At 68.1% G+C, this 15,824-nt stretch carries 11 protein-coding genes; 5 read left to right on the plus strand and 6 right to left on the minus strand.

The window, feature by feature from the left end:
* Window positions 1-131: 131 nt before the first annotated feature.
* Together AC1DQJ_RS08375 and AC1DQJ_RS08380 are read right to left on the minus strand one after the other, a co-directional pair.
* Window positions 132-1,502, minus strand: a complete 1,371-nt coding sequence (locus AC1DQJ_RS08375) for an HlyD family type I secretion periplasmic adaptor subunit (protein WP_477602140.1) — start codon at window positions 1,500-1,502, stop codon at window positions 132-134.
* Window positions 1,499-3,277 carry a type I secretion system permease/ATPase gene (locus tag AC1DQJ_RS08380; protein ID WP_477602142.1) on the minus strand — a complete coding sequence of 593 codons (1,779 nt, stop codon included), beginning with the start codon at window positions 3,275-3,277 and terminating at the stop codon, window positions 1,499-1,501. Before AC1DQJ_RS08380 ends, AC1DQJ_RS08375 begins: the two co-directional genes overlap by 4 nt.
* Window positions 3,278-3,435: 158 nt before the next feature.
* On the opposite strand from AC1DQJ_RS08380, the gene AC1DQJ_RS08385 reads away from it, so the two are divergent.
* A complete protein-coding gene (locus AC1DQJ_RS08385; RefSeq protein ID WP_477602144.1) occupies window positions 3,436-4,206 on the plus strand; it encodes a DUF6270 domain-containing protein in 771 nt (256 codons plus the stop codon).
* Here the strand turns inward: AC1DQJ_RS08385 and AC1DQJ_RS08390 are convergent.
* Genes AC1DQJ_RS08390 through AC1DQJ_RS08400 form a run of 3 tightly spaced genes read right to left on the minus strand, consistent with a single transcriptional unit; the run spans window position 4,188 to window position 8,373 of the window.
* Window positions 4,188-5,405 carry a hypothetical protein gene (locus tag AC1DQJ_RS08390; RefSeq protein WP_477602146.1) on the minus strand — a complete coding sequence of 406 codons (1,218 nt, stop codon included), beginning with the start codon at window positions 5,403-5,405 and terminating at the stop codon, window positions 4,188-4,190. The two genes, AC1DQJ_RS08385 and AC1DQJ_RS08390, sit on opposite strands and share 19 nt — an antisense overlap.
* A 56-nt stretch (window positions 5,406-5,461) precedes the next feature.
* Window positions 5,462-6,508 carry a hypothetical protein gene (locus AC1DQJ_RS08395; protein ID WP_477602148.1) on the minus strand — a complete coding sequence of 349 codons (1,047 nt, stop codon included), beginning with the start codon at window positions 6,506-6,508 and terminating at the stop codon, window positions 5,462-5,464.
* A 2-nt stretch (window positions 6,509-6,510) separates the two neighbouring features.
* Window positions 6,511-8,373: a hypothetical protein gene (locus tag AC1DQJ_RS08400; RefSeq protein ID WP_477602149.1), complete on the minus strand. Its 1,863-nt coding sequence runs from the start codon at window positions 8,371-8,373 to the stop codon at window positions 6,511-6,513.
* 150 nt (window positions 8,374-8,523) lie between these two features.
* On the opposite strand from AC1DQJ_RS08400, the gene AC1DQJ_RS08405 reads away from it, so the two are divergent.
* From AC1DQJ_RS08405 to AC1DQJ_RS08415, 3 genes are read left to right on the plus strand one after another with little or no spacing between them, the layout of a single operon-like run.
* Complete coding sequence (locus AC1DQJ_RS08405; protein WP_477602151.1) at window positions 8,524-9,543, plus strand: sulfotransferase family protein; 1,020 nt, start codon at window positions 8,524-8,526, stop codon at window positions 9,541-9,543.
* Window positions 9,544-9,565: 22 nt separating this feature from the next.
* Complete coding sequence (locus AC1DQJ_RS08410; RefSeq protein ID WP_477602153.1) at window positions 9,566-12,763, plus strand: glycoside hydrolase family 99-like domain-containing protein; 3,198 nt, start codon at window positions 9,566-9,568, stop codon at window positions 12,761-12,763.
* A complete protein-coding gene (locus AC1DQJ_RS08415) occupies window positions 12,760-13,887 on the plus strand; it encodes a glycosyltransferase family 4 protein (RefSeq protein WP_477602155.1) in 1,128 nt (375 codons plus the stop codon). Before AC1DQJ_RS08410 ends, AC1DQJ_RS08415 begins: the two co-directional genes overlap by 4 nt.
* On the opposite strand, the gene AC1DQJ_RS08420 is transcribed toward AC1DQJ_RS08415, so the two are convergent.
* On the minus strand, window positions 13,884-14,579 hold the full coding sequence (locus AC1DQJ_RS08420) for a hypothetical protein (protein WP_477602157.1): 696 nt from the start codon (window positions 14,577-14,579) through the stop codon (window positions 13,884-13,886). The two genes, AC1DQJ_RS08415 and AC1DQJ_RS08420, sit on opposite strands and share 4 nt — an antisense overlap.
* A gap of 205 nt (window positions 14,580-14,784) precedes the next feature.
* On the opposite strand from AC1DQJ_RS08420, the gene AC1DQJ_RS08425 reads away from it, so the two are divergent.
* Window positions 14,785-15,822: a GHMP family kinase ATP-binding protein gene (locus AC1DQJ_RS08425; RefSeq protein WP_477602159.1), complete on the plus strand. Its 1,038-nt coding sequence runs from the start codon at window positions 14,785-14,787 to the stop codon at window positions 15,820-15,822.
* Window positions 15,823-15,824 lie beyond the last annotated feature (2 nt).

The raw sequence follows: 15,824 nt of genomic DNA on the forward strand, positions 1-15,824 counted from the left end.
CACCACAGGGTCGTGGCGAAGGTTAAACGAGCCCGAGGAAGACGTATCGGATGCCGTGGGGATGCGCAACACCAAAAACGGGTAGAAAACCTCTCCTAGTCGGAGGTCTTCACACACCGATTGTTAACTATTTAGTCTTCCCGGAGCGCATCCCGGATCGTGTCGGTGAGGGGGCTGACAATGTAGGAGAGAATCGAGCGGTTGCCCGTGACGATCATCGTTTCCGCGGGCATGCCAGGGCTCAGTTTCGCGCCCTTGGGAAGCTTGGTCAGCTCCCGCGGTTCGATCTTCAAGTCGGCGCGGAAATAACCCTCGCCAGTCTTCTCGTCGACCAGCTGGTCGGCCGACACCGTGGTGACCGTCGCATTGACCGGCGGCGCGGTGCGCGAGTTGAAGGCCGACAGGCGCACGCGCGCCTCCATGCCCGGCTTCACGACGTCGATGTCTTGCGGCTTGATTCGCGAGGAAACGATCAGCGGCGCGTTGGCCGGAACCACGCTCATCAGACGTTCGCCGGCCCCGACCACGCCGCCGACCGTGAACTGGGTCAAGTCGAGGACATACCCGTCGGCCGGCGAGCGGACCGTCGCGGCGTCGAGCGTCTGGCTGGCGGCGGCGAGCTTCGGCGTGACCTCGGCCAACGACGTCTGCATCTGGCGCAGGCCTTCCGCGGCCTGGCTGACCCGCTGCTCCTTGAGCGTGTTCTGCTGCAGGCGGGTCTCGCCGATCTGCTGGCGCAGGCGCGTGATTTCGGCCACCAGCGACCCGCGGCGACCCGCAAGATCAGCGAGCTGGCGCTGGTAACGCAGGATCAGCGTCTTGGGCGCATAGCCCTTTTCATACAGCGTCTGGTAGCCGGCCAACTCCTCGCGGGTCAGCTGGTCGGATTCCTTGACCGCATCGACCTGGGCTTGGACGCCGCCGATCTGGGTCTCGAGCTGCTGCAGCTTCTGCGAGAGCACGGCGCTCTGGGTCTCGAAGTACTGCAGTCGCGTCATGAACAGGAAGTCTTGGTCGCGAATGATCCCCGCCACGCGTGGATCGGCGGTGCGCGACGTCAATTCCGGCGGGAACGTCACGGCGCGCGCGCCGGTCGCCTCGGCCTGGAACCTGGCCGATTGAGCGAGCAACGCATCCTGCTGGTTCTGCAGCACGTCGTTGGTGGCCCTGGGCTGCACCTGGTCGAAGGTCAGCAGGACCTGGCCTTGCTTCACGTGCTGGCCTTCCTTGACCAGGATGGCCTTGACCGTGCCGCCCTGCAGGTGGCGCACCGTCTTGCGGTTGTCTTCGACCCGGACCATGCCGGGCGCGACCACCGCGCTGTCGATCTTGGCGACCGCGGAGAATAGGGTCAGGCCCACCACGAACACGCCGACCACCGCAGCGCCGCGGACGATCGGACGACGCAGCCGCTCTTCCAGCACCGGATCGAGCGGCACCAGATCCTTGTCGTCAAAGGACGGGGTGACGTAGGGCTTGGGCGCGTTGAAATCCATTTTCATCGGCCGGCCTCGATCGCACGTGGGGTTGCGGGCTGAACCACCCGGGCCATGACCTGGTCACGCGGCCCGAACATCTCCATGCGGCCGTCGCGCAGCATCAGCATCTTGTCCGCCGAACGGAACACGCTCGGCTTGTGAGAGACGATGACGATCGTCGAGCCGCCCGCCTTCAGGGCATCCAATGCATTGATCAGAGCGTCCTCGCCTTCGGCGTCGAGCGCGGCGTTGGGTTCGTCCAGCACGATTAGGCGCGGCTGGCCCAGCAGCGCCCGGGCCAGGCCGACCCGCTGACGCTGTCCGGCCGACAGCACGTGTCCAGATTCGCCCAGATCGGTGTCGTAGCCACTCGGAAGGCGCAGGATCAGCTGGTGCACGCCGGCGACCTGGGCGGCCTTGACCACCTGCTCGTCGTCCACGTCGGATCGGAAGCGGGCGATGTTGTCACGAATGCTGCCCGCGAACAGCTCGGTGTCCTGCGGCAGGTAGCCGACATGCCGGCCAAACTCCGAGCGGTCCCAGGAAAACACGTCGGCCCCGTCGAGACGCACGTGACCGCTGTTGGGCTGCCAGATGCCGACCATCAGACGGGCCAAGGAGGACTTGCCGGCGCCGGAAGGGCCGATAATCCCCAGCATCTCGCCCGGCTCGATCTTGAAGTTCACCCCCTGCAGGACGAAGCGGGAGGCGCCCTGAGGCGCGAAGTTCACGGCCTCGACGGAGAGCTGGCCCAGCGGCTTGGGCAGAGCGGTGCTGGTCTTGCTCGGCTTGTAGTCGGCGAACAGGGCGTTCAGGCGCTCGTAGGCGCGGTAGCCGTTGGTCAGCGCATCCCAGGAGCCGACCAGCCGTTCGATCGGCTGCAGGGCGCGGGCGGCCAGGATCATGTTGGCGAACAGCAGGCCCGAGTGAATCTTGCCCTTGACCACCAGATAGGCGCCGATCGCGATGATCAGCACCTGGATGGCCTGGCGCGTGAACTTGGAAATGTTGCTCAGGACGCTGGCGCGCTCGCTGGCGGCGGCGCTGCGTTCCATGGTGATCGAGCGGAAGCTGGCCCAGCGCGAGCCAAGCGGTTCGACCATTCCCATTGCGCGGACCACCTCGCCGTTGCGCAGGGCGGCGTCCGTGAACGAGTAGCTGCGCAGCGCCGCATCGTTGGCTTCCTTCAGCGCAGGGCGCGTTGCGCGGTCCTGCAGGATGGTGATGAGGACCAGCAAGCCGGCGCCGAACAGGGTCACCAGGCCGATGATCGGGTCGATCACGAACAACACCAGCATGAACACCGGCATCCACGGCAGGTCGAACGCCGTGCCGAAGGCCGGCCCGGTCAGCATCTGGCGGAAGCCGTCGAGATCGCGCAGCGCCTGAGAACGTGCGGCCGGATTGCCGCGGACCACCGAATCGAAGAGCGCCGAGAAGACTCGGCCCGACACGCGCTGGTCCAGAATGACGCCGTAGTTCACGAGGACCTTGGCTCGATAGTCGTCGACCAGTCCGGAGATCACGAACGCCAGGAGAACCATGAAGGTAAGGACCAGCAGCGTCGGGACGCTGTAACTGGCCATCACCCGACCGTAGATCTGGAAGGTGAAGATTGGGAGCGCCAGGTACAGCAGGTTCGACACCAAGCTGAACATGCCCGCATAGATCAGCGGCCGCCGGCCCTCTTTGATCGCGCGGGTCAGCGGATTGTCAGGCATATCCGCGAACGGATTGAAGATCTTCATGCGCGCCGCGCTGTTCCGTGGATGCTCGCCGCCGATGGCCGGGGCGACCATGGCCGAATTGGGTGCTCGAAGTCCAAGGCGGATTGCGCCAAAAACGCGGGAGACATGATCGGGCCTCTTAAGGATGTCAATGGCGCACGCGGCCGGTCAATTCGCGCCATGCGTGTTTCTTTTTAAGCGGGCATCGCCCGAGACGCGAGGATTAGGGTTTGTCCAGGGTCGCCATAGTCGGCAGCTGCATTACCCGCGATGTATGGCCGATCATGGGCGAAGCGCCGCCGCAAGATTTGCTCTACATTTCGCGAACCAGTTTTCCCAGCCTGTTCTCTACGCCTCTTACCGGCGTGCAGCTGGCTGAAGAGCTACCCCCAGAACTTGCGCCGTTCCCCCATCGCGCGATGGTCGCCGATCTCGCCAAGACGGCGCTTGGCGCCCTGCTCGCCCACCAGCCCACCCACATCATCTTCGACTTTATCGATGAGAGACTCGACCTGCTGGCGACTGGCGAGACGATCGTGACCCACAGCTGGGAGCTGGATGTCAGCGGGTATCTGGCCCAGCCGCCGTTCGGCACGGCGCGCGCCATCCCCCGAACTTCTCCGGCCAGTGACCTGCTCTGGGGCCAGGCCGCCGGCGAGATGGCGGCCTTCATCCGGGCGACGCCGCTGCGTGAGGCAAAGATCATCGTCCACGAGGCGCGCTGGGCCGACCATTACCTGGACGCCGACGGCAAGCCGCGCGCCTTCTCGGAAGAGGTCGAGATCTTCACCGGCAAGCCGGCCAGGATCGCAGACTACAATCGGGTGCTCGACCGCTACCAAGACGCCTTCCGCGATCTCTTCCCGCAGGCGGAACGGGTCTCAACGCCGGATGAATTGCGGCTTGGCGACATTGGGCATCGCTGGGGGCTCAGCCCGTTTCACTACGTCGAAGGCTACTACCGTGAAGTCTGGCGGCAGTTTCAGGCGCTTGGAATCTGATCGCCCTGCCGGCGCGCCCAGTGCTCCAGGGGCGTGACGCCGCTGGCGCCGAGTTCGCTCGCCGCAGCCAGGAAGCTGACAGTGGTTGCACCGAGGTCGGGCTCGCTGATCGCCCAAGCCCCGCCTTGCAGGTAGTCGAGCAGCGGATTGGCGCTGGCCAGGAGCGCCGCTCCGCGCAGTTCGCCATAGCGGACCGGATCGAACCAGGGGCTCGGCCGGCGGTGCTCGGCGGCGCCCGACTTCAGATAGTGGACCAGCGGCTCGAGGCCGTCGGCCGCGACGTCCGGGTTCTGCGCCCGGTACCAGGCCGGATCGAACAGCGGGTGCGGCTTGAGCCCCAGCTCGGATCCCACGGTCAGGTAGTGCAGCAGGGTCGGTGCGGTGGTCAGGCCGGCCGCGGCCACCTGGCCGGCATAGAAGTCAGGGGCGAACAGCCGGTGCGGGCTGAGCCCCGCCCCCGCCGCCAGATAGTGCTGGAGCGGATTTCCGCCCGAGCCGACCAGATCCAGCGTCTGGCGCAGGTAGTAGGCGACGTCGAACAGCGGATGCGGATCGCGCCCCTGCGCGGCGCCCAGCCGGACGAAGTGCTCCAGCGGCGTCAGCCCGGTCGCGGCGAGTTCAGCGGCATTGCGCTCGGCGTAGAAGGCTGTGTCGAACAGCGGGTGCGGATCGACGCCCTCGGCCGCGCCGCGCAGCAGGTAGTGCACCAGCGGACTGACGCCCGAACCGGCGAGATCGGGCCGGGCCTTCAGATACCAGGCCTGGTCGAACAGCGCCGCTGGCGCCGCCGCCGGATCGCCGCCGCGCCGGGCGTAGGACTCCATGGCCAGCAGCCGGCTCAGTCGCCCGCCCTCGCCGCTCCAAACCCCAGAGCGCGCAATCACCAGGGCGCGGCCAGGCGAGAGGAACCGGTCGAGCGCATCGTCGATCCGCTTGGCGACTCGATTGCGGCGGCGCGGACGCTGATGGCGGGCGGCCACACCGCGGTAGCCGGCCATGGCCAATTCCCCGGCGCGAACGGCGTCCGCCTCGCGGGCCAGCAACGCCTCGGACAGCGCCAGGCCGAGCCGCGCCTGGGTCAGGCCGCCTTGGGTCGTGGCGCGTTGATTGGCTCGCTGCAGGGTCTGGCTGAGGCGCGCCAGCGCCTCGACCTTGGCGACCAGATCAGGGCCTTCCCCGGCGGTGATGTCGGCCGCCATACTGGCCCCGCCCTCCTTCGACTTCGCGCTTCGTGTCGGTCGCAGCTCGACGCCTGTCAAGCCGCCGTGTCCTGAGCAAGCCCCGCATCGCGGAGCCAGCCAAGGTAACCGCCGCCCTCGGTCGCGAAGGGATCGGGGAAGCGGTCTCGCAAGTCGTCGCGCTCGCGCCAGAGCAGGCGGTGCGCCCGATCGACCGGCGTGCCGTCGGCATAGGAAGCGTAGGCCCAGTAGCGCTCGGGGATCACCGGATCGCTGGCGGCGGCCACCGCCTCCTTGTACCAGCGCCAAACCTCGTAGACGGCGTGGTTGTCCCCGGCGTAGCGCTTGGTCATCACATCGCCGGTCGGGCCCAGCTTGGTGAAGTGCCAGAAGCGCAGCGGCGCGTCATTGACGGTGATCGCCCCGTCGCGGCCGACAGCGACCGTCCGCTGGCTGAGGTTCCAGCTGGCGACGTTACAGCCCGGATCGCGGACCACTCCGACCCTCTCGAACAGGGCCGGGACGTGGTCGCACCACTTCTGGTCCACGAACAGGCCAGCCGGAATGTCGTCGTAGCAGTACTCCAGCAGGCGATCGTTCCACCACTCGGCGAAGCGCGCGCCCTCGCCGGTCGTCCGCACCGCCACGAAGCCGAGATTGAAGATCCCGGTCCGCGAGGCCGACAGGTCGTTGTCGAGAATGGCCTGGTGATCGGTGTTGGGGTCGAGCAGGTGCGGGGTCAGCAGGATGTCGCTGGCCTCCAGCCGTGCGACCACCGGATCAAGGCTCTCGAACAGCGCGGTGTCGGGGTCGAGATAGATCACTGCGTCGGCCTGCCCGGCGGCGCAGGCCTGATGCAGGAACGGGCCCTTCACCGCGGTGCTAACCTCGACGACGTCGTGCTTGAACAGCCAGGCCTTGTAGTCGGCGATTCCCAGCTCGCTGGCATAGACCACCCGGTCGAACGGCTCATCGCGCAGGCGCAGCGTGAACCCGGGCGGCGGATCGTCGGTGATAAGGGCGACGAGATCCCAGTCGGGGTGGAAGCGCTTCAACGACGCGAACAACACTCGCGCCCGGTTCAGGTACGAAAAGGTGAAGCTGGAGAAGCAGATGACCTTCAACTTCAGTTCTCCACCAGCTCGGCGCTCAGGGTGCTGAACGCCAAGTCTTGCAGCGCCGCGCCGCGCCGGGTGCGGGCCAGCTTCAGAATCTCGCCGCTCTCGAACCAATCGGCCAACACCTTCTCGTCCGGCAGCACCAGGCCATGATCCTCGGCGGCCGCGAAAGCGGCGACATTGCCGCTGTCGGGTCCGGTGACCACCGCCGCGCCGGCCGAGGCCGCCTCATAGGCCGCAAAGGAGAAGGTCTCGATGCACAGCGACCAGATCATGGCTGCATCGACGCAGAGCTCGATCATCGCCTGGCGCATGGCCAGGGGATCGGCGGCGGTGACGGTGACAGCGTGGTGGCGCGCCATCGATCCGGCAACCGGTCGGGTGGCCAGGTGGACGAAGTCGTAGCGCGGATCGGCGGCGAAGCGCGCGGCCAGGTCGTTGAAGATCGGCCAGCCCTTGTGCATTGAGGGCGTGCCTGGAAATGCGAAGAGGAACGGACCCTCGCGAACCGGCGGGGCCTGGTTGGATTGCGCCAGGGTCGCCAGCGGCCGAACAGTCTCTGAGCAGGCCGCGAGGCCGCCGCCGCCCCGCCACATATCCAAAGCCACGGCCGAGGGCGCAGCCAGGGTCAGGTCCAGCCGTTCGAACAGCCGCTGGTGCTCGCGCACCTGGGCCGCGCGCACTGGGCCGTAGATGCAGATCCCGCAGGCCGGACTGCCGGCCGGCGGCGCGCCGCAGTTTTCCACGTCGTTGCGCAGCAGATGGATGCCGGCGCAGAGGCTGCCCATGTCGTGCAGCCAGAAGAAGCCTGCGTTCAGGCCGGCCGCGCGGACGATGTCGACGACGTCGCGGCTGGAATGGCCGAGCATGTTGTGGATCGCAAAGCTGCTCGGTCCCTGCGGCGTCGCCGCCTTCAGCGCCTCGACGATGGCCGGCGGGGCGAAGTTCCCGACGCTCTCGCCGTTCAGCAGCACGCCCATCGGCGTTTCGGTTGGACCGCTCCGGACCATTGGCCAACCGTTGGCCGGATGGACGTGCAGGTGGTTGCGCCCCATCTGCGCGAATGCGGCCGACTCGCGCTGAACGCAGAGCTGCGAGCCGCCGACCGAGCGGCTGTAATCGTCCTGGCTGAAGGTCAGGTGCAGGCCGCTACGCTTCGCGCCGCTCAGCGCGGCGATCAGGTCCTCGGCGCGGGAAAGCTCGACCGGCCGCGCCCAGCGCCGCGCATCGGCGAGCCTTGATTCGAACGGCTTCAGCTTGACCAGCGCATCATGGCGGAAGCCGAGGTCGGCCCTGGCGATCCGACCCTCCGAGCGCCCCTGGGTCAGGTAGTGGATGAATGGGTGGACGCCCTTGGCGGCTACGTCCGGATTGAGCTCGAGATAGTCGGAGACGCTGAAGGCGTGGCTGGGATCGCGGCCCTCGCGCCAGCCATGACGCAGGAAGTGATCGAGGGGATCGCCGCCGCCCTCGGCGACGTCGCGGTTCATGGCCAGATAATAACGCGCATCAAAGGCCTCGGCGGCCTGCGCCCGCTCCTGGGGCGTGATCCGCGCCTGTCCCATCTCGGCATAGTAGGCTCCGGCCCGCTCGGAGGGCTCGATCTCACGCCCCTCGCGCTGGCCGGTCTGCAGGTAGTGGACGAACGGATTGAGGTCGGCGGCGGCGATGTCGGGATTGAGGGCCAGGTAGCCCTGCGTCGAAAACCAGGGGGCGGGGTCGCGCCCCTCGCGCCAGCCCTGCACGTCGTAGTGCCGCGGCGGATCGATCGGCGCATAGGTCAGATCGTCGTGCGCCTGACGATAGAAATCGGTGTCGAGGGCGACCATCAGCAGGCGATGGACACGATCCGATGAGGCCAAGGCGGCCATGCTGCGATCTTCCCGTACGACGCCAAGCCCGGACTGGGTGTGCATCAGATGCACAGGCCGATCAACAGCCACGCCCTTGCAGCAGTGCGCAAGCGGCCATACAGCGGATGCCATCGGGCCGCCTGAGGCGGCGAGACGAGACGATCCAAGATGCGACAAACCACCGAGCGCGCGGCCTACCTCGTCCTGGGGATGCACCGCTCCGGCACGTCCGCAACCGCCCAGCTGCTGGCCCTGGCCGGCGCCGAACTGCCCGACAACGTGATGCCCGGCGACGAGCACAACGCCAAGGGCTACTTCGAGCCCTGGAAGATCTCGGTGTTCAACGACCAGCGCCTGCGCGCCGGGGGCAGCGCCTGGGACGACCCCTTCAACCTACCCTACGCGCCGCTGGGCGAGGCGGCCGAGGCCGATTGGAAGGTCCGCGCCGTCGACCTGTTCCGCGCCGAGTTCGGCGAGTCGCTGCACCCGCTGCTGAAGGATCCGCGCGTCTCGGTGCTGCTGCCGTTCTGGCGCGGCGTGCTGGACGAGGCCGGCGTCGCCGCCCGGGTCGTGATCCCGGTGCGCCATCCGCTGGCGGTGGCTGGGTCGCTGTCGCGCCGCGACGCCTTCCCGGTCGAGAAGTCGGTGCTGATCTGGACGCTCTATATGCTGGCCTCAGAAGCCGGCACGCGCGACCTGCCACGCGCCTTCGTCTCCTATGACGGGTTGCTGGCCGACTGGCGCAAGGAAGTCGCCGCCATGGAGAAGGCGCACGGCGCGCCGCTGCCGCGGCTGGACGAACGCGCCGCCCGCGAGATCGACGGCTTCCTGACCAAGGATCTGCGACACAACGACGGGTTGGGCGAGCTCGCCGCGGTTCCGCTGGTCGGACAGATGGCGCAGGAAGTGCTGACCTGGTTCGAGACCGCCGCCTCTGGAGCCGAACCCGATCGCGCCCCGCTGGACCGCGCCGCCGCCCAGATCGTCCAAATGAAGACTCAGATGGGCGTATTCGTCTCGCCAGTGACCAGCGCCCTTGATTCGACCCGAGCCGAACTCCTCTATCAGCGGCAGCTGGGCGACCTGCAGGACCGCCGCCTGAAGGAACTGGAGCGCGAGGCCGCCCTCCTGCGCCAGGAACGGGCCCGGATCGAAGCGGTGGTCGACACTGCGCTGGCCGGCCGCTAATTACCGCGACCGAGATTTAGCCTTGGCCAACGACACCCAAAATCCCGCCAGCGACCCTTCCGCCGAAGCTCTGCTGGCCAAGCGGCGCGACCTGCACCGCGCCCGCCGCGTGGTGGCCGAGGACCGCTGGAACCGCTTCCGCAAGGCCGCCGCCCGCCGCGTCGGCGTCGCCGACAAGGGCGAGGCCGAGCAGCGCTTCGACCTGATGCTGGCCCGCGCCAAGTGGCCGGGCCGCGCCGCGCTGATCGCCCGATCGGGCCTGTGGGACGTGCGCCTGAAGACCGGCGTCGGCCGTGACGGTGGACTGGTGAAGGGCCTGGTGGACTATGTCCGCGCCGGACCCGACGCCGGCGCCCATCCCAAGGCCTTGTTCGACCAGGCCTGGTACGTCCAGCGCAACGACGACCTGGCCGGCTCGCGCTGGGCGCCGCTGGCCCATTATCTGGTCGCCGGCGACAAGGAAGGCCGCGATCCGCACCCGCTGTTCGACCTGAAGGATTACCGCAGCCGCCACGCGGTGAAGGTGGCCGCGACCGGCCTGACCGCCCTGCAGCACTTCGTGCATCGCGGCGTCACCGAGGGCTACGACCCGCACCCGCTGTTCGATGTCCGCTACTATGTCGGCCAGGCCGAGGAAGTCGCTGACAGCGGCGAGAACCCGCTGCTGCACTACCTGCGCGAAGGCTGGCGCAAGGGCTACGAGCCCCACCCGCTGTTCAACGGCTCCTGGTACCTGGCGATCAATGCGGATGTGGCCGAGACGGGGATCGCGCCGCTGCTGCACTACGCCGCCAGCGGAGCCTCGGAAGGCCGCAGCCCGCACCCGCTGTTCGATCCGGCCTGGTACATGGACCGCTATCGCGACGCGGCGCCGATGGGGACCAGCGCCCTGGCGCACTTCCTGGCCCACGGCTTCGAAGAGCGCCGCGACCCGTCGATCCACTTCGACACCGCATACTATCTCGAGCAGCAGACCGAAACCTCGGACGCCGCGCACCCGGTGATCCACTACCTGACCGAGGGCGCCTTCGAGGGCGTCTCGCCGGCCGCCGACTTCAACGAGCTGACCTACCTGCTGGAGAACCCGGCGGCGGCCGATCATCCGGTCTCCTCGCTCGAGCACTGGGCGATCAGCCGCGCGCCCAAGCCCGAGCCGGGCGCCACCACGGTGCGGCCTTCGGGCGAGGCGGGCCTATTCGAGCAGCTGCGCGCCGCCGGCCGGGCCAAGGACCCGGGCGCCTACGACCTGCAGGCCTATCGCGACACGAAGGCCGCCCGCCGCCGCATCCGCGAGCGGGCCGTCGGCGACGTGAGGGTCAAGCCCTTCAACCTGATCAAGGTGGCTGAGCGCGATATCGCCAAGTCCGCCGCCGAGCTGAAGTTCGCCAGCGTCGCCAAGCCGACGGTGTCGATCGTGATCCCAGCCTACAACAACCTGACCTTCACCCTGGAATGCCTGGCTGCGCTGCAGTCGGCGGGCGAGCTCGACACCGCCGAGGTGATCGTCATCGACGACGCCTCCAGCGACGAGACCTCCAAGGTGTTGGCCAAGGTCGCAGGCCTTCGGCTGATCACCAATCCCGAAAACCTCGGCTTCATCCGCACCTGCAACCGCGCAGCCGAGGCGGCTAAGGGCGAATTCCTGATCTTCCTGAACAACGACGTCCAGGTGCGTAACGGCTGGCTGCCGGCCCTCCTGCGTCCGTTCGCCGAGGAGAAGGACGTCGGGGCCAGCGCCCCGAAGATGCTGTTCCCCGACGGGCGGCTGCAGGAAGCCGGCGCGCGCATCGCCGTCGACGGCACGGCTGAGATGATCGGCCTGTTCGAAGACCCACAACTGCCGCGCTGGAACGTGCGGCGCGAGGTCGACTACGCCTCCGGCGCCTGCCTGGCGGTCCGCCGCAAGGTGTTCGGCGAGCTGGGCGGTTTCGACCTGGCGTTCGTGCCGGCCTATTGCGAGGACGCCGACCTCTGTTTCCGCCTGCGCGAGCGGGGTCTGCGGATCATCTACGAGCCGACCTCGCAGATCGTCCATCACCTCAGCATCACCGCCAACTCGATCGACAGCGGCTACAAACTCCGGCTGGCGACGCGCAATCAGCAGCGGTTCGTCGAGCGCTGGGGCGAGCGGCTGGAAGCGCTCAACAAGATCCGCACCATCGCCTTCCACCTGCCGCAGTTCCACACCGTGGCCGAGAACGACCGCTGGTGGGGCCCGGGCTTCACCGAGTGGACCAATGTCAGCCGCGCGGTTCCGAATTACCGCGGCCACTACCAGCCGCACGTGCCGGCCGACCTCGGCTTCTACGACCTGTCCAATCCGGCGGCGATGAAGCGCCAGGCCGAGCTGGCGGCGCGCTACGGGATCGGCGGCTTCTGCCACTACTTCTATTGGTTCACCGGCGGGCGGCGGATCCTCGAAAAGCCGCTGGAGCCGCTGCTCGAGAGCGTGGCCGGCGACTTCCCGTTCTGCCTCTGCTGGGCGAACGAGAACTGGACCCGCACCTGGGACGGCCAGGAACGCGACGTGCTGCTGGCCCAGACCTATGAGCCCGGCGACGCCGAAGCCTCGATCGCCGAGATCGAGCCCTATCTGGTGCAGCCCAACTACATCCGGGTCGGCGGCAAGCCGCTGCTGCTGATCTATCGTCCCGGCCTGCTGCCGGATCCCAAGGCCTGGGCCGACGCCTGGCGCGATCACTGCCGCAAGGTCGGGGTCGGCGAGATCTACCTGGCTTTCGTCGAGAGCTTTGAGAAGGCCGGCGGCAAGGTCGATCCGGCCAGCATCGGCTTCGACGCTTCGGTGGAGTTCCCGCCGGCCGGCGCCGGGGCGCTGATTCACCCGCCGGGGCCGCTGTTCAACGCCCGTTTCGAAGGCCGGGTGAACGACTACCGCCAGATGGTGCGCGGCTTTCTCGGGGCCGAGATCAACGGCCACAAGCGCTTCCGCGGGATCATGCCCTCCTGGGACAACACCCCGCGCCGCCAGGACGGCGGCTGGGTCTATCAGCACGCCACGCCGGGCGCCTTCCAGGCCTGGGCTGAGGCGATGTTCGAGGAGACCCGCCGGCAGAACTTCGGCGACGAACGCATCGTCTTCATCAACGCCTGGAACGAGTGGGGCGAGGGCGCACACCTCGAGCCCGACCAGCGGTTCGGGCATGCCTGGCTGGAGGCTGTGAAGAACGCCGCCGACGCCGACCTGCTGGACAAACCATGAGCCCGTCCGACCTCGTCCTCGTGGGCCACCCGTTCTCGGCCATCGGCATGGCCGAGCACGTGCGTTCGGCGTTCCGCGCCTTCCGGGCGGCGGGCGCGACCCCCGGGCTGATCGACATCTACGGCATGGACCGCAACAAGGACGCCGACTTCGAGCGCGAGTTCGCGGGCTGCCTGGTTCCCCGGCTCAGCGAGAAGACCAACCTCTTCTGCATCAACGCCGACGAGGTGGAGCAGGCGATGGGGGTGCTGGAGCACCAGGGGTCGGGGCCGGCGTTCGAGAAGGCCTACAACATCATCTATCCAGCCTGGGAGCTGTCGAAGTACCCCGCGCCGTGGGCCAAGATCCTCGACCGCTTCGACGAGGTCTGGGCGCCGTCGAAGTTCATCGAGGAGGCGGTGAGGCCGGCGACGAAGCGGCCGGTGACCCACATGCCGCTGTCGGTCGAGCTGACCATGTCATCGTTCCTCGGCCGCCGGCACTTCGGCATCCCGGAAAACGCCTTCGTCTGCCTGTTCTTCTTCGACTTCTCCTCCTACGCCGAGCGCAAGAACCCGTTCGCGATCCTGGAGGCGTTCGAGAAGCTGGCGGCCCAGCGGCCGCACGCGCCGCTGCATGCGGTGGTCAAGTACAAGGGCGGCGACGACGGCAATCCAGCCCGCAAGGCGCTGGAGGCCCGCATCCGAGCGATGGGTGGCCAGATTCAGGCCATCACCCGCCAGCTGTCCGATAACGAGATCAAGAACCTGGTGCGCTGCTGCGACGCCTTCGTCTCGCTGCACCGTTCCGAGGGCTTCGGCCGCGGCCCGGCCGAGGCGATGATCATGGGCCGCGCCGCGGTGGCGACCAACTATTCCGGCAATCTGGACTTCATGACGCCGGAGACCAGCAAGCTGGTCGACTGCAAGCTGATCCCCGTGGCCGAGGGGGCCTATCTGTTCGGCGAGGGCCAGGTTTGGGCCGATCCGTCGGTCGATCACGCGGTGGAGCTGATCGGGGGACTGGTCGACGATCCGGACGGGACGCGGGCGCTGGGCGAACGGGCCCGCCGTCATATCCGCACGAACTTCAGCGCTCGGGCCATCGGCCTGCGCTACGTCTCGCGGCTTGAGGAACTGGCCTAGCGCGAGGCGACCGCGGTCGGGCCGATCGGGGCCTGGGCCAGGGCGACGGCGCCGGGGTTCTCGGTGACCGCGATCTGGTGGACCCGGAACTCGCCGCCGGCCGCGTCGTCGGTGTCGACGCGGATCTGGTCGATCAGCGAATTGGTCCAGTCGTCGCCGCCGCGCGTCAGGTTGGCCATGTCGTAGACCAGCACCACCGTCTCGTTGAGCGCCGGAGCGCCGCCCGCCAAGGGCTTGGCCTGGAAGTCGCCAGCCTCGGGGTGGTTGGCGGTGGTGTAGAATACCGAGCCGTCCCAATCGGCGCCGGCCCGGGTCCGGGTCAGCCGCACCAGCACCAGCGAATAGCGGCTGCCGTCCAGCTCCAGCCCCTTGGGCGAGCGCAGTATGGGGTCGCCAGCGCCGTTGCGGACGTCCAGCCCCACGGGCACGCCGGGCAGCACTTCGCCGCCGGCCAGCACGAAGCCCTCGGTGGTGCCGTCGAAAGTCCACAGCCGGCCCGACTTTAGCGGCGCGCCGTTGATCTCGAAGCGGCCGGCGCGGTCGTTCCAGGCCACCGCTTGGCTGCGGACGTGGCCGAGCGTCTTCACCGCCTGGGGCGGCGTGGCGGCGCGCGCCCAGCTCGCGGGCTGGTCGCAGGCGGAAAGGGTCAGGGCCATAGCCGCCGCACCCGCAATGGTCAGGATCTTCATCATGCGAGACTTCCGGCCGCCCCATAGGGAGATTGGGGGCGCTCGGAAGCCCAGATAGAGAGCCGTCCCCGCCCTCGCCAGGGCCACGGTGAAGATAATGCCGTGAGTTGGTGGGCGCCATTGTGGCGCCGATGACGGTTGCAAACCTGTGCCGCGGCGACTACCCCGCCAGTGTCTACGCCAACAGGTCGGGGTTAGAGCGCCCAATATGCGTCATGAGCTGGTGCGCGCCCGCGCTCCCCTTCGTCTCGGTTTCGGCGGCGGCAGCACGGACGTCTCGCCCTATTGCGACGAGCATGGCGGCGTGGTGCTGAACGCCGCGATCGACTTGTTCGCGCATGTGACGGTGCAGGCCCGCGACGACGGGCTGGTCCGCCTAGTCGCAGCCGACCGCGACCAGGCCTGGCAGGCGCCGGCCAGCACCCCGCTGCCCACCGACGAGCCGCTGCGCCTGTTGAAGGGCGTCTACAATCGCTTCATGGCCGACCACGCCGGCGGCCGCGCCTTGCCGCTCACCATGGTCTCCTACGCCGACTGCCCGCCGGGCTCGGGCCTGGGCTCGTCCTCGGCGCTGGTGGTGGCGATGGTCGAGGCCATGCGCCGGTTCATGGGCCTGGAGATGACCGCCCACCAGGTCGCAGCCCTGGCGTTCGACATCGAACGGCGTGAACTCAGCCTGGCCGGGGGCGCGCAGGATCAGTACGCGGCGGCCTATGGCGGCCTCAACCTGATGAGGTTCTTCGATTCTGCGCGGGTTGAGGTCGAGACCGTCGAGGTCGCCGACAAGGTGATCAAGGAGCTGGAAGCCAGCCTGGTGCTCTATTTCACCGGGGTCAGCCGCGAATCCGCCGCGATCATCGAAGAGCAGACGGCCAACATGCGCAGCCAAGCCCCCAAGTCGATCGAGAGCCTGCACGCCATCAAGGCCAGCGCCTTCGAAATGCGCGAAGCGTTGCTGGCCGGCGACCTGCCGCGCTTCGGAGCCCTGCTCGATTCCGGCTGGAGCCTGAAGAAGCAGACCGCCCACAACATGACCTCGGCCGGCATCGACGCGGTCTATGAAGCGGCCAAGAGTTTCGGCGTCTTCGGCGGCAAGGTGTCGGGCGCCGGCGGCGGCGGCTTCATGATGTTCCTGGTCGACCCGACCCGGCGCGAGGGCCTCAAGCGGCTGCTGACCACCTTCGGCGGCACCGCCCAGGCCGCGCGCTTCACCAAGACCGGGGCCGAATCCTGGGACGTGCGATAGGA

It is taken from the genome of Phenylobacterium sp. P4_E10 (assembly GCF_056401675.1).

Coding starts and splice junctions, on each gene's coding strand:
- AC1DQJ_RS08390 (WP_477602146.1), bottom strand. CDS start 5,405: ATGGCGGCCGACATCACCGCCGGGGAAGGCCCTGATCTGGTCGCCAAG.
- AC1DQJ_RS08425 (WP_477602159.1), top strand. CDS start 14,785: ATGCGTCATGAGCTGGTGCGCGCCCGCGCTCCCCTTCGTCTCGGTTTC.
- AC1DQJ_RS08375 (WP_477602140.1), bottom strand. CDS start 1,502: ATGAAAATGGATTTCAACGCGCCCAAGCCCTACGTCACCCCGTCCTTT.
- AC1DQJ_RS08380 (WP_477602142.1), bottom strand. CDS start 3,277: ATGGTCGCCCCGGCCATCGGCGGCGAGCATCCACGGAACAGCGCGGCG.
- AC1DQJ_RS08405 (WP_477602151.1), top strand. CDS start 8,524: ATGCGACAAACCACCGAGCGCGCGGCCTACCTCGTCCTGGGGATGCAC.
- AC1DQJ_RS08420 (WP_477602157.1), bottom strand. CDS start 14,579: ATGATGAAGATCCTGACCATTGCGGGTGCGGCGGCTATGGCCCTGACC.
- AC1DQJ_RS08400 (WP_477602149.1), bottom strand. CDS start 8,373: ATGGCCGCCTTGGCCTCATCGGATCGTGTCCATCGCCTGCTGATGGTC.
- AC1DQJ_RS08415 (WP_477602155.1), top strand. CDS start 12,760: ATGAGCCCGTCCGACCTCGTCCTCGTGGGCCACCCGTTCTCGGCCATC.